We start from the raw sequence: 20,314 nt of genomic DNA, 5'->3' as shown, positions 1-20,314 counted from the left end.
TTTTTGTTTTTTAAGGTGAAAATCAAATACGCTCCCACCAACTGTGAGGAGCGTGATCGTTACTTGTAAGGCTGTACTTCCACTTTCCCTTCAATTTTTCCATCGTCACGATAGAAATTACTCATCACTTTAGTTCCGGTAACTGAAGTGATTCCTCCTGTATTTCTAAAGAATCCTTTAGAACTTAATGCAACGCTTGTTTTACTTAGGATTTGACCATTTTCTTTATTGTAAAATCCATTTGTGGTTACGCGACTTTTTAGCATGCCATCAGTATAGTTAACATCAGAGTTTTCACCAGCCACCATCATCAAATTATTTGCGGGGTTTTCTTCAGCAACGATATTGATAGTGCGAGCGATCAGTGCAGTGTAATCAGATTGATCCTGCAAATCATCCCCTTGCAGAATAATATTTCCCTATGAAACACTAATGGACGGATTATCAGAAATATCCACTTTCCCGGTAGTCAATACACCTCTTTCCGTATTGATAAAACTACAGCCATCGCAGGATATACCTGAAGGACTTGCAATAATCACATTGGCTTTTTTACCTGCAACTTCAATCATGCCGTTTAACTGAGTCATGTTTTTGGATGCTACTTAATTAATAATAACCGTGGCAGATCCATTTGATAAGTTACTGTTTTCTGCTATTTTTCCACCAAGAATAGTCATGGATTCGCTTGTGCTGTTATTTAGTATGAGCCCATTTTTATTAACATTAAATTCAGTGAATTTATTATGCGAAACGCCGTTTTTTGATGGGTCGTTAATGTCAACAATGGTTGGTCCGGCAGGTTTTTCGTGGATGCCGGGCCGATTTACCATGCCCGAATCGGCAATCACTGCACCTTCTGCCGAAAAAATGCCACCGAATATCACCCATGTCATCAGACAAACTGGTGCTACTTTGAAAAATTTTGAAATTCTACTATCAGCATTGCTTTGATGATTTATTTTGATAGATAACATAACTAATCCTTGTTTGTTTAAATAATTTTAATATGGCAAGTAATGTTATGGTTTATTTTTTATATTCTATAAATAGTATTGCATTTATTCTAATTTCACATGCAATTATCTTGCTCAGAACCACTGTTCTTTACATAAAGCCAGTTAGTCTTATTTTTATTTAACTCTGTAACCAGGATGTTGTTTTTTTATTTGTCAATACACCCATTGTAAAGTGAACCCTAACGTAAGATGATCGGTAACCAGTCCTTTAGGTTTTGAAATAGGTACGCCAGCAAAAACGTCGTACCCGGTTTTCCATTTCACACCACGAAATCCTAGCGTGCCGCCGGAAATTGATTTTCCGGTAACCCACTCCTGATTGATATGTGAAACCCTTCCATAATCCACCCCCATATAGAGCTGATTATTCCATGATTGGGGCATATCTATATTAATTGTATTGCTAAAGTACCAGCCGCGGTCCCCCATAAGCGTGTTTTCACCGTTGAAGCCGCGTACCGTCCAGCGGTTGCCAATGTTGAACTGGTCCTGCGTAATCAGTTGATCCGGGCTGTACTGTTGGTAATAACGTGGCTGCCAGCTCATTGCCATCCCGGCGAGCTCAAAGGGAACCAGTGCCTGCAAATCCAGGGTGACGATCCTGCTAATATCACTGGCTTCACCATACTTTGCGCTGGCCGTTTCTTTACTTCCAAGCCAGCGAACATTTCGCTGGAAGCTCAGATCGGCATCGACTACCGAATTACGAAGGTAGTGCCGATGGGCGAGATCAAAACGTAGGTTAGTCAGATTTAATTTCTGTAACTCCATTTCCGTATCGCCAATGTAATAGTGCGCATCACGCTTGATCACCTGCGTACTAAATGTTGTTTTCTGCTGTGCGCCGCGATGCAGAACACGGCTAACCTTACCCATTACCACTTTGTTATTACCGCGATATTGATAATTAGAATAGTCCCCGACAAGAGCCTGATGGTATTTGTTTTCACTGGCATAAATATTAAACGACCAGTATCCAAACGGTACGGTATAATTCAGCGAAGTGCTTTTATTACCTTTAGTGTGACTGTTCTGAAGGTCATGCGATGCTGAGATGTAAAACAAGTCGTTTAATGACGTTGGGTTATCAAGGTAGAGTGCGATCCCCGCCTGATATCGCCCGGTGTTTCTGCTGCCTGAATCGTCAACCCAGCCTGCCACGCGCCAGAATGACTGCTGCGACCGGTCGATAGCAACATCGCTCTTTCCTTCTTCAGAAGAGGGAAGGAGATTAATATGCACATCCGTCGTTGGAATGCCCTGCATATTTTCCAGCCCCTGTTCAAGATCGCGGAGATCGAGAATCTTCCCCTTATGAGTAGGGAATGTATTGGTTACGCGAACGTATTTATCTGAACCATCTTGCAAGAAAATATTCCCAATCAAACCAGAAACTATCTTAATTTTTAGATCGCCATCTTTAACGTTTTGCTCCGGTAGTTCAGTACGAGATGTAATGTAACCCGAGGCGATCAGTTTATTCTGTAGGATAATTGCTATTGTTTTGATATTGCTGGCATTCATACAGTGACCAACGGCCTGATTGGCAATCCTTTGCAATGGAAGCCAGTGGGGGACCGCACCGTCTTTATCAAGCTGTACGTCTTTAATTTTTAGACAATCGGGCTTATCAAGATATTTTTGCCCCTTTCTTATATCCGGAGCGGGTTCCGATCGTACATCTTTACCCGTGGTATCCAACTGGGACTGTAGCGCTTTTTGTTGTTCTTGCTGATTAGCATTTTGTTGCTGAATGTTGGCTGCTGGATTGGCTGGAAATGCACTTTTCGTCACAAAAATGAGTAAAATCGCCAGGTGATGAAATTTATAAACATAGGGTGTCACGATAAATCTCCATTAAAACGCGCATTTCCAGAATAAAATTTAATTGACTCTGGAACTGTTTCTGGCTTTCCTTGCCTTTTTTCGTGCGGTTAACGACATTAGTACTAAAAAAATGTCATCAAAGATTACGATTAGTTAATGCAATAATGATTTTTCAGATGGAATGCAAGCAGGCCCAAGCATAGCTGAGCCATGTGATTTTAATTTTATTAATGGTTCGTGTTAAGTGATTCCAGCAGTATAGATGTTGAAAGTCAGCGGTGGAATAGTAATTAATCTAATATTTTTAATTTATATTAGATGTTTTTGGAATTTTAATTTTTCATTTTTGATGTTTTTAATTGTTAAGTTCGCTCATTTTTAATGCGATTACCTGCGGCACTCTCTACTGAACCCTGTGACAGGCCCTAACCGGATAAGGTACTATCCTCGCCAAACTTACCGCGATGTGGAGCGGAGTTGTCTGGCTGAGAACGGCAAGATATCAACCTGTTGATGGCTTCCGTGCGATGCTGTCAGGCCGGAGCACCGCAATGTGAGGAAAAGAGAACAATGAGCGATCTGATGCAGGATGGTGCCGAGCGCCTTGCGCTGCACAAGTTTACAGAAAATGCGTACCTTAATTACTCCATGTACGTGATCATGGACCGCGCACTTCCCTATATTGGCGACGGCCTCAAGCCGGTACAGCGCCGTATTGTTTACGCGATGTCTGAGCTGGGACTGAGTAACAGCGCGAAATTTAAAAAGTCAGCCCGTACCGTGGGTGACGTACTCGGTAAATATCATCCTCACGGCGACAGCGCCTGCTATGAAGCGATGGTGCTGATGGCGCAGCCGTTCTCCTATCGTTACCCGCTGGTCGATGGTCAGGGTAACTGGGGGGCACCGGACGACCCGAAATCCTTCGCAGCGATGCGCTATACGGAGTCTCGCCTGTCAAAGTATGCCGAAGTGCTGCTGGGCGAGCTGGGGCAGGGAACGGTCGATTACATTCCGAACTTTGACGGCACCATGCAGGAGCCGAAGATGCTGCCTGCGCGGCTACCTAATATCCTGCTGAACGGCACCACCGGTATTGCGGTCGGCATGGCAACGGATATCCCGCCGCATAACCTGCGCGAAGTGGCCAGGGCGGCGATCGCGCTGATCGATAGCCCGAAAACCACGCTGGATGAGCTGTTGGATATCGTCCAGGGGCCGGATTATCCTACTGAAGCCGAAATCATCACGCCGCGCAGTGAGATCCGCAAAATTTACCAAAGCGGCCGCGGTTCGGTTCGCATGCGCGCAGTATGGAAAAAAGAGGATGGCGACGTGGTGATCACCGCGCTGCCGCACCAGGTTTCCGGCGCCCGCGTGCTGGAACAAATTGCCGCGCAGATGCGTAATAAAAAGCTGCCGATGGTGGAGGATCTGCGTGATGAGTCGGACCATGAGAATCCTACCCGCCTGGTGATCGTGCCGCGCTCCAACCGTGTCGATCTGGAACAGGTGATGAACCATCTGTTTGCCACCACCGATCTGGAACGCAGCTACCGTATCAATCTTAATATGATTGGTCTGGATAACCGCCCGGCGGTGAAAAACCTGCTGGAGATCCTCAGCGAGTGGCTGGTCTATCGCCGTGATACCGTTCGTCGCCGTCTGAACTATCGTCTTGAGAAAGTCCTGAAGCGCCTGCATATCCTTGCCGGTTTACTGGTGGCTTTCCTGAATATCGATGAAGTAATCCATATCATTCGCAGTGAAGATGAGCCGAAGCCGGTACTGATGTCACGTTTCGACATTTCAGAAACCCAGGCTGAAGCCATTCTGGAACTGAAACTGCGCCATCTCGCCAAGCTGGAAGAGATGAAAATTCGCGGCGAGCAGGATGAGCTGGAAAAGGAGCGCGATCACCTGCAGGGCATTCTGGCGTCTGAACGTAAAATGAATACGCTGCTGAAAAAAGAGCTGCAGGCCGATAGCGACACCTATGGTGACGACCGTCGTTCTCCTCTGCGTGAACGTGAAGAAGCGAAAGCCATCAGCGAGCACGAACTGGTGCCTTCCGAGCCGGTGACCATTGTTCTGTCGCAAATGGGCTGGGTGCGGAGCGCCAAAGGGCACGATATCGATCCGGCAGGTCTCAGCTATAAAGCCGGGGACAGCTATCGTGCAGCGGCGCGCGGTAAGAGCAACCAGCCGGTAGCCTTTATTGACTCCACCGGGCGCAGCTATGCGCTCGACCCGGTCACGCTGCCGTCGGCGCGCGGGCAGGGCGAGCCGCTCACTGGTAAGCTGACGCCGCCGCCGGGGGCGATAGTTGAACAGGTACTGATGGAGGCCGATGAGCAGCGGCTGCTGATGGCATCGGACGCAGGTTACGGATTTGTCTGCACCTTCAACGATCTGGTTTCCCGCAACCGTGCCGGTAAAGCGCTGCTCAGCCTGCCGGAAAGTGCCAAAGTCATGACGCCACTGGCCATCCACGGCGATGACGATCTGCTGCTGGCGATTACCGCCGCCGGACGTATGCTGATGTTCCCGGTTGGCGACCTGCCGCAGCTCTCCAAAGGGAAGGGCAACAAGATTATCTCTATCCCGGCTGCTCAGGCGGCATCGGGTGAAGATAAGTTGGCCTGGTTATTGTTGCTGACACCGCAAAGTGCCATTACTCTGTACGTCGGCAAGCGTAAGCTGACGCTTAAAGCGGAAGATTTACAGAAGTTCCGTGCTGAACGTGGACGCCGTGGCACCCAGCTGCCGCGTGGACTGCAGCGTATCGATCGTGTTGATGTTGATGGTCCGTCACGCCCTGTCGTAGATGACAACGAGGAGTAGTTCTCCTGTGCCGATTGCAGGCTGGGGACGTCAAGGTCTTCAGCCTGCCGAAATCATCAAATAAAAAACAGTTAAGCCACTTTTAGTCAGCGTATGACGCCGAAATCATTCGGTCAGCATACGTTGTCGGCATGCACTAACGAGGTTGTGATGCTCTCTATTTTACGTATCATTGTAGTTATTATTTATTCGATACTGGTTTGTGTTTTTGGCTGTATTTATTGCCTGTTCAGCCCACGAAACCCGAGGCATGTTTCTACCTTTGGCCGTCTTTTCGGCCGGCTGGCCCCGGTGTTTGGCTTAAAGGTTGAATTGCGTCGCCCCGAAGGCCATGAAAATTTCCCCAACGCGATCTATATCTGTAATCATCAGAACAACTACGACATGATCACCGCGGCGAATATCGTTGAGCCAACGACTGTTACCGTTGGCAAAAAAAGCCTGCTGTGGGTTCCTTTCTTCGGTCTGCTCTACTGGCTGACAGGTAATTTGTTGATCGATCGTGATAATCGAGCCAAGGCGCACAGTACCATTGGTGAACTGGTTAACGAGTTCCAGAAGAAGAAAATCTCATTCTGGATGTTTCCGGAAGGTACGCGTAGCCGCGGGCGTGGGCTGCTGCCGTTCAAAACCGGTGCGTTTCATGCCGCAGTTGCTGCCGGTGTGCCGATTATTCCGGTCGTGGTTTCCAACACGCATGACAAAATCAAACTGAACAGGTTGAAAAATGGCCTTGCTATCGTTGAAATGATGCCACCGGTCGATACAAAATCATTTGAAAATCAGTCTGTTCGTAAGCTGGCTACCCACTGCCGCGAGCTGATGTCGGCAAAACTTGATGAGTTAAATGCTGAAGTCGCTGCACGCGAAGCATCAGGTAAGCTATAAATTATCGGAGTGAGCATGGCGTCACGCTCACTGTAGTTGTTCATGCGGCAGCACAGCCCGCGCACAATGATAACAATGGATTTCGGCCGCCCTGTTGGCCGTTTTTGGCTTACGGAGTCGGGTATGTCCCTCAGTCGTCGTCATTTCTTTAAGGCCTCAGGCATTGCCCTTTGTGCTTCTTCGTTACCGTTCAGCGTGCGAGCTGCCGGGCCGGGCACGCCACTGCCGGTTCCGCCGCTGATTGAGTCTCGCCGTGGGCAGCCGCTGTTCCTGACGATGCAGCGTAGCCACTGGTCTTTCGACGGTAGCAGCAAGGCGCAGGTATGGGGCTTTAACGGCCTTTATCTTGGTCCGACGGTACGCGTATGGAGCGGTGATGACGTCAAACTGATCTACAGCAACCGGCTAAATGAACCGGTAGCCATGACCGTTAGCGGCCTGCAGGTGCCGGGTGTGCTGATGGGGGGAGCTGCCCGCATGATGTCACCGGGCATTGACTGGTCACCGGTCATTCCCATCCGCCAGGCTGCTGCAACCTGCTGGTATCATGCCAACACGCCGAATCGCATGGCCCCACATGTCTATAACGGGCTGGCGGGAATGTGGCTGGTGGAGGATGAAGTTAGTAAGTCCTTACCTATTCCCAAACACTACGGCGTGGACGACTTCCCGCTAATTATTCAGGACAAACGACTCGATAATTTCGGCTCGCCCGAATATGACCCGCCCGGCGACGGTGGCTTTATTGGTGATACGCTGCTGGTTAACGGCGTACAGAATCCTTTCCTTGAAGTTTCACGCGGCTGGGTGCGTCTGCGTTTGCTGAATGCCTCCAATGCCCGCCGCTACCAATTGCGTATGAGCGATGCCCGCCCATTCAATGTTATTGCCAGCGATCAGGGCTTTTTGCCTGCGCCGGCCGTCGTTGAACAACTGTCGCTGGCACCCGGTGAGCGTCGTGAAGTCCTGGTTGATATGACACAGGGCGATGAAGTTTCGATTACCGCAGGTGAAGCGGCAGGTTTTGTCGATCGGCTGCGTGGCATTTTTGAACCTTCCCGTATTCTCATTTCCACACTGGTGCTGACCCTACGTCCTACGGGGCTGTTACCGTTAGTAACCGATAACTTACCTATGCGTATTCTGGCGGACCAAATTATTCCTGGTACTGTCAGCCGCACCCGTGAATTTCGCCTGGGTGACTCCACGCCCGGTATTAATGGTGCGCTGTGGGACATGTCTCGAATTGACACTCAGGCGCAGCAGGGCAGTTTTGAACGCTGGATTATTCACTCAGATATACCGCAGGCGTTTCATATTCAGGGCGTGATGTTTCTGATTAAGAGTGTCAATGGTGCGCAGACCATGGCCGAAGATCGTGGCTGGAAAGATACGGTGTGGATAGATGGTGATGTGGAGCTGCTGGTGTCATTTACTCAGTCATCTTCCGATCACTTCCCGTTTGTTTATTACAGCCAGATGCTGGAAATGGCCGATCGCGGCACGGCGGGGCAGATGCTGGTAAACCCTGTGTTATAAGATACAGGGCGATTTGCCCGCTGTTGAAGCGGGCAAATCGTGGCGGACTAGTTGAAGCTTTCCGGGTCAGGACCCAGGCGGTTATTACGATCGAGCGAGGCGATTTCACTGACTTCTGTTTTCTCCAGTCGGAAATCAAAGACTTCAAAGTTCTCTTTAATACGCGATGGCGTCACGGATTTCGGTATCACCACCAAACCACTGTCCAGATGCCAGCGGATAACAATCTGTGCCGGGGTTTTGCCGTATTTCTGCGCCAGCCGTTTGATAATCTCCTGATCGAAAACACCCTCACCGCCCTGTGCCAGCGGGCTCCATGATTCCGTTTGAATATGATGCATCGCGTTCCATGAATGCAGAGTGCGCTGTTGCAGCATCGGGTGCAGCTCGACCTGGTTGATTACCGGGCTGACGCCGGTTTCATCCAGCAATCGCTTTAGATGCGGCTCGTTGAAGTTACACACGCCGATACTTTTGGTCAGCCCCTGCTGCTGGAGCTTGATCATGGCCTGCCATGCTGCGACAAACGTATCTTTTTCCGGGCATGGCCAGTGCATCAGGTAAAGGTCTACCGTATCCAGCTGCAGTTTTTTCAGGCTGGCTTCCAGCGCCTTTTCAGCATTCAGCTGGTCGTCATTCCAAAGTTTGGTGGTGACAAAAATATCCTCCCGCGCCACGTTAGTTTCACGCAGTGCCTGGCCGATGCCCTCTTCATTTTTGTAGATCGCTGCGGTATCAATCGAACGATAACCGACGTCCAGCGCGGTCACCGCCGCACTTCTCGCTTCATCCACGCTGGCCTGCCAGACGCCCAGCCCAAGCTGCGGCATCATATTGCCATCGTGCAGTTTAATGATTGGTTGATCTGCCATGTTCGCTCCTTTTCTGCGGAAAAACCAGTGCAGGGGCACCGGTTGATGGAATTAAGTCTAGTTGATAAGCAGAAGATTCGTGGGGGCTAGTGTGCGTCCAGATAGATCTGGCGGCTGATTTCCAGCGTAATGTCCTGCCGTTCACCCAGCGCGGTAAGCCCTTTTTCTGCCAGTTTTTCCAGCAGGGCGGGGATCGATGAACCGTCGAGCTGATAATCGGACATCCGGGTAGCGATACCCATCCGCTCGAAAAATTCTCGCGTAGCGGCAATCGCGCCGTCAATACGTTCCGCTTCACTGCCGTCGGCGATCCCCCAGACGCGCTCTGCATACTACAGCAGTTTTTCCCGTTTGGTATTGCGTTTGATATTCAGCAGCGACGGCAGCACGATAGCCAGCGTCTGTGCGTGGTCAATGCCGTGCAGCGCGGTCAGCTCGTGTCCGAGCATATGCGTTGACCAGTCCTGCGGCACACCAGCCCCGATCAGGCCGTTCAGCGCCATGGTTGCGCTCCACATCACGTTGGCGCGGACGTCATAATTTTCCGGCTCCGCCAGCGCGCGAGGGCCTTCTTCCACCAGCGTCAGCAGCAGGCCTTCGGCAAAACGGTCCTGCACGCGGGCATCAACCGGATAGGTAAGGTACTGCTCAACGGTATGCACAAAGGCATCCACTACGCCGTTGGCGATCTGGCGGCGGCAGGCTGTAGGTGTAAACCGGGTCCAGTACCGCGAAAAGTGGGAACAGGTGGTTGCTGCGAAACGCCCGCTTATCGTGAGTGGCGCGACGGTTAATCACCGCGCTGCGGTTGGACTCGGAGCCCGTCGCGGGCAGCGTCAGCACCGCCCCGACAGGCAGCGCTTGTTCAATTTCAGCGCCGCCGGTTTCCAGAATATGCCACGGGTCCTGCGGATAAAGCGCCGCAGCGGCGATAAATTTAGTGCCGTCCGGCACCGAACCGCCACCCACCGCCAGCAGGAAGGTGATGTTATCCCGTTTAACGATCTCTACCGCCTGCATCAGCGTTGAGAAATCCGGGTTAGGTTCAATGCCGCCAAACTCCTGAACATCAAAGCCCTGTAACGCGCCGTAGACCTGGTCCATCACGCCATTTTTCTTAACGCTGCCCCCGCTGAACAGGATCAGTACCTTGCTGTCGGCGGGGATGGATGCGGCCAGCTGGGAGATTTGTTCCTTGCCAAACAGGATGCGGGTGGGCGTGTGCAGTACGAAATTGCTCATCGCGGTAATCCTGGAAGGATGACGCTTATCAGATGAATCATTGTGCGCAGCAGGTGAACATTGCTCAATGCACATTTCTGCCAGAATCTTGCCTGATTCTCCAAACTGCTGGAGAAATGACGGATGTCAGGTGATGATGCTGACGTAAAACTTTTAGCAGTGGGAAGAGTGGATGAACAGAAGCGCGACGTGTGAACGGCTGGTCCGCCAAGTGGTCGGCCTGGTGACGCAGAACAAGGGAATATCGTCGGTACCCGGCATCAGCCTGATTTATGCTGACAGACACATGTCGCGCACTCCGGTGATGCATCAGCCAGCGATTGTGATCCTTTTTCAGGGACAAAAAACCGGCTACCTGGGTAACAGCGTATTCAGCTGCGACGCCAATAAATACCTGATGCTGACCGTTCCGCTGCCGTTTGAATGCGAAACATTTGCCACCCCGGAAGCGCCTCTGGCCGGCATGATGCTGCGGGTCGATCCGTTGAAGCTGCAGGATCTGCTGATGGATATTGGTGATGACGATGCTTTCCATCCTGAGCCAAAAACCTGCGGTATTCACTCCGCGCTGCTGACGGAAGAGATGCTCTACGCCACCGAACGCCTGCTGGATATGATGAACAATCCGCGTGACGCGCGCGTGCTGGGTCCACAGCTGGTGCGTGAGATCCTCTACTATGTATTGCGGGGGCCGTGCGGTGGGGCGCTATTGGCATTGGTCAGCCGACAAACGCAGTTCAGCCAGATTGCCCGCGCACTGTGGCGCATTGAACATCATTTCACCGATAACCTGAGCGTTCACCTGCTGGCAGCGGAGGCCAACATGAGCGTTTCGGCGTTTCATCATAACTTCAAGGCGGTGACCAGCACCTCGCCGTTGCAGTACCTGAAAAGATACCGCCTGCATCAGGCGCGCATGATGATGCTGCAGGAAGGGATGAAGGCCAGCGTGGCGGCCATGAAAGTGGGATATGAAAGCGCCTCGCAGTTCTCGCGCGAGTTCAAACGCTACTTTGGCGTGACGCCGGGGGAAGAGATGACGCGGATGCGGCAGCCGGGGTAAAACCGGCCCGGATTAGCGAGCCTTTTTACGCCTCAGAACCAGCACCACGCTACCGGTAAGCCCCGCACAAAGCAGCACCAGCGGCAGAATCATCAGAATCGCCATGACCTGATCTTCATGGCGTTTGATAAACGGCACCTGGCTGATGCCATAGCCGAGCGTTACCAGAATCGTTACCCACAGCAGTCCGCTGAGCCAGTTAAACAGCTGGAAACGGCCGTTTTTCAGCCCGGAAATACCGGCCATGGTGGGGAGAATGGTTCGCACAAAGGCGAGGAAGCGGCCAACCAGCAGCGCCAGCAGCCCGTGGCGGTTAAACAGATTCCACGCCCTCTGGTGATACTGTGCAGGAAGGTGCAGCAGCCAGCCTTTCACCAGCCGGGTATTACCCAGCCAGCGGCCCTGCAAATAGCTCAGCCAGCAGCCAATACTGGCAGCGGCAGTCAGGATCAGCATGGTGGGAATAAACGCCATAACGCCTTTGGCGACCATGGCACCGGCCAGCAGCAGCAGGCTGTCGCCGGGGAGGAATGAAGCCGGAAGCAAACCATTTTCAAGCAGCAACGTGATAAACATAATCCCGTAAACAACCCAAATTACATCCGGATTGGCCAGCGCGGTAAAATCCTGATGCCAGAGCGCCTGAACAATCTCGTGTAAAACACCCATTCGTTATCCCGTTAACTACAGCTATGTCCCTATAGTACTCGCAAATCGTGCCAGATATTTTGATCAAAGGCGCGAACAGTGCGCCTTATTGATAATTTGTTGAAGTAGTGGAAATTATTGTCTAAGTCTGTCGAAGCCTGCTCGCAGATCCTCGATCAGATCGTCAACGTGCTCCAGTCCGATATGTACCCGAACCAGCGTGCCGCTAAAATCCACTCCGCCTGCGGGGCGGATAGCCGCCAGTTCTTCAGGCTGATTGGCGAGGATCAGCGACTCGTAGCCACCCCAGGAGTAGGCCATGCTGAAGTGGTTGAAGTTATCAAGGTAATGCGCCAGCCGTTCACTGCTCAGGCGTTCTTTCAGCACAAAGGAGAACAGGCCGCTGCAGCCGCTGAAATCTCGCTTCCAGAATTCATGGCCTTTGCACTGCGGCAGCGCCGGATGATTCACCCGCTCAACTTCATCACGATCTGCCAGCCACTGTGCAACCTGAATGCTGCTCTCCTGATGCTGACGCAGGCGCACGGCCAGCGTACGTAGCCCGCGGCTGGTGACATAGGCGGTATCGGCATCGACCATCTGGCCCATCAGATAGGAGTTTTCGCGCAGCTGCGCCCAGCAGCGCTCATTGGCCACGGCGGTGCCGATCATCGCATCCGAGTGGCCAACCAGATACTTGGTCGCTGCCTGGATGGAGATATCTACACCGACATCCAGCGCGCGGAACAGGATACCGGCGCCCCAGGTATTATCGACCATAATAATGGCATCCGGTGCTTTGCTGCGCACCGCCGCTACGATTGAGGGAATATCCTGCACTTCCATGGTGATGGAGGCCGGCGACTCAAGGAACACCACGCGGGTGTTGGGCTGCACCAAATCGGCGATCTCAGCCCCGATGCAGTGATCGAACCAGGTGGTGCTGACGTTCAGCTTGCTGAGGATTTTGGTGCAAAAGTCCTGAGTGGGTTCGTAAACGCTGCCGCTCATCAGCACGTTATCACCGGCGTTTACAAAGGCCAGAATAGCGTTAGCGACGGCTGCAGCACCGCACGGATACAGCACGCAGCCCGCACCACCTTCCAGTTCAGTCATCGCATCCTGCAGTGAAAAATGGGTGAGGGTACCCCGGCGGCCATAAAACAGTTCGCCATTCGCGCGCCCGGCCGTGGCGCGTTTCTTATCGGCTACGGTGTCAAAAACCAGAGAAGAAGCGCGCTGGATCACGCTGTTCACCGATCCCTGGGTGTATCGTTTGCTGCGTCCGGCGGCCACCAGGGCCGTTTCGATCTTTTTACTGGTCATTAAAACGGTCTCTTTATTCAGTTATGGTTTTACGTTAACACGGCTACCTCTCCTGAGGTATTCGGCCTGCAGGTAAGTGATAAAATTTCACTGTGAGCGCCATCACATCCGCAAATGAGAAAAAAAGTGTTCAAAAAATGTCTTATAGGGTGTAAATAGTAATGAGAACTACTATCAATTCCTAACGGGTTTGGTATGATCTGGCCTGAATTTTTTCGCTATCAGCAATTAGATGTTGGAGACACAGCGTGACAAATGATTTGATGCAGATGGACCTTTCCGTCTGGGGCATGTACCAGCATGCAGACATCGTGGTTAAAGCCGTAATGATTGGACTGTTATTGGCATCCGTTGTCACCTGGGCCATCTTCTTTAGCAAAACAATCGAATTGAGTTCCGCACGCAGACGTCTGAAGCGCGAGCAGCAGCAGCTGGCAACCGTACGTTCGCTGGATGAAGCATCAAAAATCAGCGCCGGTTTCACCGATCAGAGCCTCAGCGCATTGCTGATTAAAGAAGCTGAAAACGAGCTGGAGCTTTCTGCCGGTACCGATGATAACAACGGGATCAAAGAGCGCACCGGCTTCCGTCTTGAGCGCCGCATTGCCGCCTTCAGCCGTCACGCCGGTCGCGGTAACGGTTACCTCGCGACTATCGGTGCGATTGCGCCATTCGTGGGTCTCTTCGGTACCGTATGGGGCATCATGAACAGCTTTATCGGTATTGCGAAAACTCAGACAACCAACCTGGCCGTTGTGGCACCGGGCATCGCGGAAGCGCTGCTGGCCACTGCGATTGGTCTGGTTGCGGCAATTCCTGCGGTTGTTATCTACAACGTCTTTGCCCGTATGATTGCCAGCTATAAAGCCTCCCTGGGCGATGTGGCTGCACAGGTTCTGCTGCTGCAAAGCCGCGATCTTGACCTCGCCGCTAGCGAAGGTTCTCACCGCGTTCAGTCAGCGCAGAAACTGCGGGTAGGTTAAGCGTTATGGCAATGCGATTAAACGAAGATCTCGATAGCAACGGTGAAATGCACGAAATCAACGTGACGCCGTTTATCGACGTGATGTTAGTGCTGCTGATTATCTTTATGGTCGCCGCGCCGCTTGCTACCGTTGACGTTCGCGTCAATCTGCCGGCCTCAACCAGTACCCCGCAGCCTCGCCCGGAAAAACCGGTTTATCTGTCGATTAAGGCCGACAACCAGCTGTTTATCGGTAATGATGCGGTATCGGAAGAGACGCTGGTGGATGCGTTGATTAAGCAGACCGAAGGCAAGAAAGATACCACTATCTTCTTCCAGGCCGATAAGTCAGTGAGTTACGAAACGCTGATGGGCGTGATGGATAAGCTGCGTCAGGCGGGTTATCTGAAAATTGGCCTGATGGGCATGGAAACCGTGTCGAAATAACCGGGTAACGGTTGCCGATTTAAGGGCTGCCGTTTCGGGTGATGTTTCTCCGGTTTAAAATAAAACCGCTGTCTTTCAGATAGCGTTTTTTTTATGTGTGCCGCAGGTGGCAGGTGGGTTCGGTGTCCGGTGAGCGGCCTCTGCGGCGGTTGGGCGGTCCTCGCGCCACGCGTTGCGTGGTGCCCTCGGCTCCGGCAGCGGGTCTTGCGGATCGGCCCGGAGCGGGCGTCCTGCCCGCGCCAGGCCTTAGCCCAGCATCCCTGCTGGTCTATCCGGCCCCGCCGCCTGCGCCTCAGCGCTGCGGATTACCCAACCGCCGCAGAGGCTGCTCCCCCGCATAAACCGTGCTCGCTTCTTGCCAGCTGCCATTTTTTGTATTCGCTCATTTCTTCTTTTCACCTGGTATCTCCGGCCCCGCCGCCTGCGCCTCAGCGCTGCGTATTGACTAATTACCGCAGAAGCAGCTTCCCCGGTTAAATCATGCTCGCTTAGGTCGTGGTCATCGCAAAGGCAACACGAACAGAGCAAAGCAGACGGGCTGTCTCCGCTCATCCGGCAATCCGCAGCGCTGAACGGAGAGAGGAAGCCCGGATTCGGGCGCATGGACGCGGCCGAAAGGCACAGCCGCGCAGGACGCGCGTCTGTGCCGGTCCGTGAGGCTGACGAGCGGAGTGATGGCACCGCGAAGCGGCGCGAGGACCGCCGGATGAGCGGAGACAGCCCGTAGGCGTGAGTACCGAATGGCCAGCCGACCCCAGCTAAACCGGAATCGCCGGCTCTGACAACCGCCGAACCTGATACTGCTTAACCAGCCGCTTAATAATCAGCGTCCCGACCAGGCCACACACTGCCGCCACGGTCAGCCATACGCCCGGCATCGCCTTGTCGCCGGTGGCATGAATCAGATAACTGCACACCGCCGGCGTAAAGCCGCCAAACAGCGCCGTAGCCAGGCTGTAAGCCAGCGAAAACCCGGTTGCGCGCACCTCGGCAGGCATCACCTCGGCCAGATACACCACCATCGCACCGTTATAACTGCCGTAAAGGAACGACAGCCACAGCTCCGCCTCCAGCAGATGAGCAAAACTCGGTGAACCGACCAGCCAGTGCAGCACCGGCCACGCGGTCAAAATCATCAGGACGGTAAACAGCAGCAGCAGCGGGCGGCGGCCAAAACGATCGGAGGCGGCACCCATGACCGGCAGCCAGAACAGATTGGAAATACCGATGCACAGCGTCACCAGAAAACTCTGCTTATCGCTCATCATCAGCACCGTCTTGCCAAACGTCGGCGTAAACGCGGTGATCATATAAAACATCACGGTGGTGGTGACCACCATCAGCATACCCGCCAGCACCAGCGCCCAGTTGCGCGCCACCGAGCGGGTAATCTGCCCCATGGTGGGATGATGTTTACGCTGGCTGAAGGCTTCCGTCTCTTCCAGAGCACGGCGTATCCAGAACAGGAACGGCACAATCATGCAGCCAATGACAAACGGAATACGCCAGCCCCATTCGCTGACCTGGCCTTTATCCAGCAGATGATTCAGGCCCAGCCCGAGCAGCGCGGCGAAGATCACCGCAATTTGCTGGCTGCCTGACTGCCAGCTGACGTAGAACCCTTTTTTACCTTTAGGCGCAATCTCGGAGAGATACACCGACACGCCGCCCAGCTCCACCCCGGCGGAAAAGCCCTGCAGTAAACGCCCCAGCAGGATCAGTACCGGTGCTGCCATCCCCAACGTGGCATAGCCCGGCGTCAGCGCAATGGTCAGCGTGCCGATAGCCATCAGCCCCAGCGTTAACAGCAGCCCTTTACGGCGGCCCTGGCGGTCGATATAGGAACCGAGAATAATCGCCCCCAGCGGACGCATCAGGAACCCGGCGCCGAAGGTCATCAGCGTCAGCATCAGTGAAGCGAAGGGATCGTCGCCGGGAAAGAAGGTTTTGGCGATGGCGGTGGCGTAGTAGCCAAACACCATAAAATCGTACATTTCGAGGAAGTTACCGCTGGTAACGTTAAAAATCGTTCTGGCACCGCCCTGCCGCGATGAAGTGCTGACTGTCTCAGGGATCATGGGGACATCCTTATTGTAATTTCCCCCGTTTTAGCCTGCCGGTAACGGTATTAATGTGATACACATCACCGTTACCGGGCACAGGATATTTACTTTGGTAACAAATAATTAACAATGCACATGATGATTAAAATCTGCACATTAATTTAAAACGCAACATCGACGGACACCGAATCCAGATAGCTCCCCGCCGGCTGCGGTGTCTGGGTACTGATAATCAGTGCGCGATAGTTGAAGGTTTTGGTTAAGCCATCGGTACTGGTGACGCTGGCCGTGCTGCTGTCAACGCGATCGGTGCCGGTCGGGCCCCAGTAGGTGGTGCCGGTGGTGCCTTTATAAATCTGGTAGGCCAGCCGGTTACTGCCGGAAGCCATATAGCGCTGGGTGCCCACGGGATAGCCGCCGTTGGTAATGCCCACGGTGTAGGTACTGCCTTTGGTGCAGATCACATTCAGTGACTGGCTGACCGTCTGGAAGTTGGCGGGCAGCGGCGCGCTACCGAAGTTAATGCCCGGCGCGGTAATAGTGGTGCAGTCGCGCGTGACGGTCATATTCAGCGTAATCGGTAGAGATAAGGTACCCTGCTGGCGGTTGCCCAGCACACAGAAATTGCCAATGCCAATAGCGGTACAGATGTCATAGGTAAATGTCACCGTCAGCAGCACTGTATAGTTACCAGCTGCCACCACCGCGCCGGGCATCTGGTGTACATACAGCGGGATCGGAAAGCGATATCCATTTAACAGCCCGGCGAGGTCCAGCAGGGTACTGCGTGGAATAATCACTCCCGTGCCGCCCAGCGTGGCCACCGATGTGCAGTTGGCGTCGGTACACACCTGCAGCGGTATACGATCGGTGCCCAGCCCAAGCGCCGCCTGGGTTGTACTGGATGAGAAGGTCGCAGCCGTCAGTCTGACGGTGATATTGTCGTTGCCCAGCAACGTTAATACCCCGGCACCACAATCGACAGTGTAGGTGCCATTCAGCGTGGTTTGCGCGGTGGTGACCGCAAACGAGGTCATGGTACCAAAGCTGGCCGTCGCACTTGTCGGGCTAAGGGTACAGGCCGCCTGCGCCAGCCACGATCCGCTCATCAGCAGAATAAAGGTCAGGAATAATAAAACTCGTTTCATGGTGTAGTTCCTGAAGGGGACGACAGCGGGCAAACCAGCGGACCATAGGTCACCAGCGTGTCCGGCATTTCTTTCGGCAGGGTGAGTTCCGTCTCGCAGGTGCTGCCGTCCGGCGTTCTGGCGCGAATCGAGTTACGCTGCTCAAGGTTATCCATCCACACGATGCCATCCCAGCCGACTACTTCCGCCGGTGGAGCGGTACGGATAATTGCGGTCCCCACCGGCAGCGGCTGGCCGTGTTGATCGTTGATAATGACGCTGGCGGCGCGCAGCTGCTTGATTTCCATATCCAGCATATAGCCACTCTGGCGCTTCACCGCCACGCGTTTTTCCACATCTGCGCTACCCAGGTTAGCGGGCAGGTCGAGCGTGTCGATATCATATTTAGCGGCATAGTTTGAGGTCACGCGCGGCACCAGCAAGTACCCTTTATTATTGGTCTTGCCCTGTAACTGGTTCTCGAAGCGTACGCCAACATTCGGGTAGCCCGTTTTCACCAGTACAAAGGAGTCGGTCACCTGATTGGCGGCAAACAGCTGGCCGTCCATCAGCACCAGCGAGCCGTTAACCTGGCCCCACTTGGTCATGTATTCATCGTCACCGTAGAAGCCGCCGGACGTTTCCACCTGCTGGTTACGCCAGCGCAGGCTGCCCTGGCGGTAGTCGCCACTGCTGCTCTGATTCGCCCATGAGGCATCCCAGGCGAAGCCGCCGTCGCTCGGCATCGCGCGGGAGACAAACAGGCGCTGGGAATTTTTGCCCTCAGCATCGCGTTCTATACTGGTCCCGCCGCTGATCAGGCTGCTGAACGGCACGCTGAGCGAAATGGCACCCGCCCAGTTTTCCGCCTGATCGTCCCGGCTCGCGGAGACATAAATGCTGCTGCCACCCCACAGTCCGCGGCTCCAGGTCAGGTTGATTAGCCGGGTACGATCGCCGTTGCCGCTGGTTATGTCGATCAGCGCGGCACCCAGGCTGCCGTATTGATCGAGCGACAGGCTGGCGCTGTACTGAGCACTGCGCCGGCTCAGCGTGTAGTATTCCTGGTCGGCATTGTTCCACGTTTCGCCATTGTCGCGGTCACCGTACAGCGCGAGGTTGCCATAGCCGCTGGATCGTAGCGTTTGCTGCATGCCTACGGAAAACAGGCCCGTACTGTACTGATAGCCCCAGCTGTACTGATTACCGCTTTGCCCCATCATCTGGCTCTGGCTGACGGAGCCGTTGACCACGCCCAGCGAACCGACCCGCAACTGACCGCCTCCCCCCAGCTGTGCCAGTGACTCGGCCGTTTCGGCATGGCTCTCCAGAGTTAACCAGTCGGTTAAGCCATAGCGGTAAGAGCCGCTGGCGGTCAGCGGGCCGTAGTCAAAGTTTTCCAGGCCGTAATTCTCGCGCAGCGCCCCGGTAGAAACCGCATAGTCCGACAGGCCGCTCTGCAGGAGATTACTGGCGACGTAAAACGGCAGGGTGGTGGTCACCTGGCGTCCCTGAGCATCGGTGGTCACCACCACCGCGCTGCCCGCGCCGCTAACGAACGGCAGATTGGTCATTGACCAGGGTCCAGGCTGCACGCTGTTGCTGCTGGTACGGTAACCGTTGACAAACAGATCGACGGTGGACGGCACGGCGGCCTGGCCCGAGAACGAGGGAAGGGGGTAAGTAATTAAATCGGGTCGCAGCGAGAAGTCACGCGCCAGCTGAATGCCGCCGACGCGCACGCTGCTGCTCCACGCCAGGGAATCGGTCACCAGATCGCCCACCCGCAGGGTCAGCGCATTATCTTCATTCTGATTCGACCACCAGGTGTCATAGCGGGTATAGGTATTGCCCAGATCGGTGTCGCCGGACAGCTGGCGCTGTAAAATGCCGCTGTTGGAAAACTGCCCCCAGCCACCAAACAGACGCAGCTCGTTCCAGGCCGAAAGACGACTGCCGCCGCTGTCGGTCTGGCTGCCGTAAACATTGTAATTGAACAGCGCACCCGCGCTGCTGAGGCCGTCAATGCGGGGGCCGTTTTGGATGGCTTTACCGAATGTTTGCTGCGGTAGCCACTCCGGCGGCACCGTCAGCAGCAGGCGCTGCCCATGACGGTCATACTCGGCCTTGACGTTTTCCATCGCCGAGACGTCCATCATCGTCGAGTTAATCTTCGAGCTGGGGATGCCTGCCTTCATTAAATCGCCGGCGCGCATCACATAGTGATCGCCCTGGAACTGAACGCTGACTACCTCACCGGTATCGTAGCCGTTTAACATCAGCCCCAGCATCCAGCTTTGTGCCTCGCCCGCAGGAGCCGGCGCCGTCGGCGGCGGCGGCAGTGCGTTCCAGGTTTCGGCACCGGCGAACAGCGGCAGCAGGCAGCCGCTCAGGCCGATAATAGCCAGCTTCAGGGGAGTTGACGCCACGAAGTCAATCTTCATC

Annotated in this window: 14 protein-coding genes and 2 pseudogenes; 6 read left to right on the top strand and 10 right to left on the bottom strand. The window is 53.9% G+C overall.

The features are described from left to right. Positions 1–59: 59 nt before the first annotated feature. The 3 genes and pseudogenes from AC07U6_RS16705 to AC07U6_RS16695 all read right to left on the bottom strand — a co-directional run bounded on the left by AC07U6_RS16705 (position 60) and on the right by AC07U6_RS16695 (position 2,864). Positions 60–392, bottom strand: a complete 333-nt coding sequence (locus AC07U6_RS16705) for a hypothetical protein (RefSeq protein ID WP_494763864.1) — start codon at positions 390–392, stop codon at positions 60–62. A gap of 27 nt (positions 393–419) precedes the next feature. Next, positions 420–833, bottom strand: a pseudogene (locus tag AC07U6_RS16700) (two-partner secretion domain-containing protein). 339 nt (positions 834–1,172) lie between these two features. Continuing rightward, positions 1,173–2,864, bottom strand: coding sequence for a ShlB/FhaC/HecB family hemolysin secretion/activation protein (locus tag AC07U6_RS16695; protein ID WP_494763863.1), 1,692 nt, complete (start codon positions 2,862–2,864; stop codon positions 1,173–1,175). Positions 2,865–3,416: 552 nt separating this feature from the next. On the opposite strand from AC07U6_RS16695, the gene parC reads away from it, so the two are divergent. The 3 genes from parC (at position 3,417) to ftsP (ending at position 8,117) form a co-directional block, all read left to right on the top strand. Beyond that, positions 3,417–5,690 carry a DNA topoisomerase IV subunit A gene (parC, locus tag AC07U6_RS16690; protein ID WP_494763862.1) on the top strand — a complete coding sequence of 758 codons (2,274 nt, stop codon included), beginning with the start codon at positions 3,417–3,419 and terminating at the stop codon, positions 5,688–5,690. Positions 5,691–5,840: 150 nt separating this feature from the next. Beyond that, positions 5,841–6,578, top strand: coding sequence for a 1-acylglycerol-3-phosphate O-acyltransferase (locus AC07U6_RS16685; RefSeq protein ID WP_494763861.1), 738 nt, complete (start codon positions 5,841–5,843; stop codon positions 6,576–6,578). A gap of 123 nt (positions 6,579–6,701) precedes the next feature. Then, entirely contained in the window at positions 6,702–8,117 is a 1,416-nt protein-coding gene (gene ftsP / locus AC07U6_RS16680) for a cell division protein FtsP (protein WP_494763860.1), read from the top strand. A 47-nt stretch (positions 8,118–8,164) separates the two neighbouring features. Here ftsP and dkgA read toward each other — a convergent pair whose 3' ends face one another. Beyond that, positions 8,165–8,989, bottom strand: coding sequence for a 2,5-didehydrogluconate reductase DkgA (gene dkgA / locus AC07U6_RS16675; RefSeq protein WP_494763859.1), 825 nt, complete (start codon positions 8,987–8,989; stop codon positions 8,165–8,167). Positions 8,990–9,075: 86 nt separating this feature from the next. Then, positions 9,076–10,231 (bottom strand): annotated as a pseudogene (gene yqhD / locus AC07U6_RS16670) (alcohol dehydrogenase). Positions 10,232–10,403: 172 nt separating this feature from the next. Here yqhD and AC07U6_RS16665 point away from each other — a divergent pair. Beyond that, complete coding sequence (locus tag AC07U6_RS16665) at positions 10,404–11,294, top strand: AraC family transcriptional regulator (protein ID WP_494763858.1); 891 nt, start codon at positions 10,404–10,406, stop codon at positions 11,292–11,294. Between the two features lie 12 nt (positions 11,295–11,306). Here AC07U6_RS16665 and AC07U6_RS16660 read toward each other — a convergent pair whose 3' ends face one another. Then, positions 11,307–11,963: a DedA family protein gene (locus tag AC07U6_RS16660; protein WP_494763857.1), complete on the bottom strand. Its 657-nt coding sequence runs from the start codon at positions 11,961–11,963 to the stop codon at positions 11,307–11,309. Positions 11,964–12,077: 114 nt separating this feature from the next. Continuing rightward, complete coding sequence (gene metC / locus AC07U6_RS16655) at positions 12,078–13,268, bottom strand: cystathionine beta-lyase (RefSeq protein WP_494763856.1); 1,191 nt, start codon at positions 13,266–13,268, stop codon at positions 12,078–12,080. Between the two features lie 248 nt (positions 13,269–13,516). Between metC and exbB the strand changes: the two genes are divergently transcribed. Together exbB and exbD are read left to right on the top strand one after the other, a co-directional pair. Continuing rightward, on the top strand, positions 13,517–14,251 hold the full coding sequence (gene exbB, locus AC07U6_RS16650; RefSeq protein WP_494763855.1) for a tol-pal system-associated acyl-CoA thioesterase: 735 nt from the start codon (positions 13,517–13,519) through the stop codon (positions 14,249–14,251). A gap of 5 nt (positions 14,252–14,256) precedes the next feature. Then, the gene (gene exbD / locus AC07U6_RS16645; protein ID WP_494763854.1) at positions 14,257–14,679 is read left to right on the top strand and encodes a TonB system transport protein ExbD; all 423 of its coding nucleotides are present in this window, start codon (positions 14,257–14,259) and stop codon (positions 14,677–14,679) included. Positions 14,680–15,437: 758 nt separating this feature from the next. Here the strand turns inward: exbD and AC07U6_RS16640 are convergent. The 3 genes from AC07U6_RS16640 to AC07U6_RS16630 form a co-directional block, all read right to left on the bottom strand. Continuing rightward, the gene (locus tag AC07U6_RS16640; protein ID WP_494763853.1) at positions 15,438–16,757 is read right to left on the bottom strand and encodes an MFS transporter; all 1,320 of its coding nucleotides are present in this window, start codon (positions 16,755–16,757) and stop codon (positions 15,438–15,440) included. Positions 16,758–16,903: 146 nt separating this feature from the next. Further along, on the bottom strand, positions 16,904–17,890 hold the full coding sequence (locus tag AC07U6_RS16635; RefSeq protein WP_494763852.1) for a Csu type fimbrial protein: 987 nt from the start codon (positions 17,888–17,890) through the stop codon (positions 16,904–16,906). Further along, positions 17,887–20,313, bottom strand: coding sequence for a fimbria/pilus outer membrane usher protein (locus AC07U6_RS16630; protein ID WP_494764818.1), 2,427 nt, complete (start codon positions 20,311–20,313; stop codon positions 17,887–17,889). The genes AC07U6_RS16635 and AC07U6_RS16630 overlap by 4 nt, the downstream gene beginning before the upstream one ends. Position 20,314: the final 1 nt, after the last annotated feature.

The organism is Erwinia sp. GW821-FHT03D09, from assembly GCF_059420805.1.
Note: the sequence above shows the minus strand (reverse complement) of the source record. Positions and strands in the feature narration are given on the sequence as shown.

What these genes read in the sequence shown, in the direction of transcription:
- parC (WP_494763862.1), top strand. Translation starts at nt 3,417, where the DNA reads ATGAGCGATCTGATGCAGGATGGTGCCGAGCGCCTTGCGCTGCACAAG.
- AC07U6_RS16685 (WP_494763861.1), top strand. Translation starts at nt 5,841, where the DNA reads ATGCTCTCTATTTTACGTATCATTGTAGTTATTATTTATTCGATACTG.
- ftsP (WP_494763860.1), top strand. Translation starts at nt 6,702, where the DNA reads ATGTCCCTCAGTCGTCGTCATTTCTTTAAGGCCTCAGGCATTGCCCTT.
- dkgA (WP_494763859.1), bottom strand. Translation starts at nt 8,989, where the DNA reads ATGGCAGATCAACCAATCATTAAACTGCACGATGGCAATATGATGCCG.
- AC07U6_RS16665 (WP_494763858.1), top strand. Translation starts at nt 10,404, where the DNA reads ATGAACAGAAGCGCGACGTGTGAACGGCTGGTCCGCCAAGTGGTCGGC.
- AC07U6_RS16660 (WP_494763857.1), bottom strand. Translation starts at nt 11,963, where the DNA reads ATGGGTGTTTTACACGAGATTGTTCAGGCGCTCTGGCATCAGGATTTT.
- metC (WP_494763856.1), bottom strand. Translation starts at nt 13,268, where the DNA reads ATGACCAGTAAAAAGATCGAAACGGCCCTGGTGGCCGCCGGACGCAGC.
- exbD (WP_494763854.1), top strand. Translation starts at nt 14,257, where the DNA reads ATGGCAATGCGATTAAACGAAGATCTCGATAGCAACGGTGAAATGCAC.
- AC07U6_RS16640 (WP_494763853.1), bottom strand. Translation starts at nt 16,757, where the DNA reads ATGATCCCTGAGACAGTCAGCACTTCATCGCGGCAGGGCGGTGCCAGA.
- AC07U6_RS16635 (WP_494763852.1), bottom strand. Translation starts at nt 17,890, where the DNA reads ATGAAACGAGTTTTATTATTCCTGACCTTTATTCTGCTGATGAGCGGA.
- AC07U6_RS16630 (WP_494764818.1), bottom strand. Translation starts at nt 20,313, where the DNA reads ATGAAGATTGACTTCGTGGCGTCAACTCCCCTGAAGCTGGCTATTATC.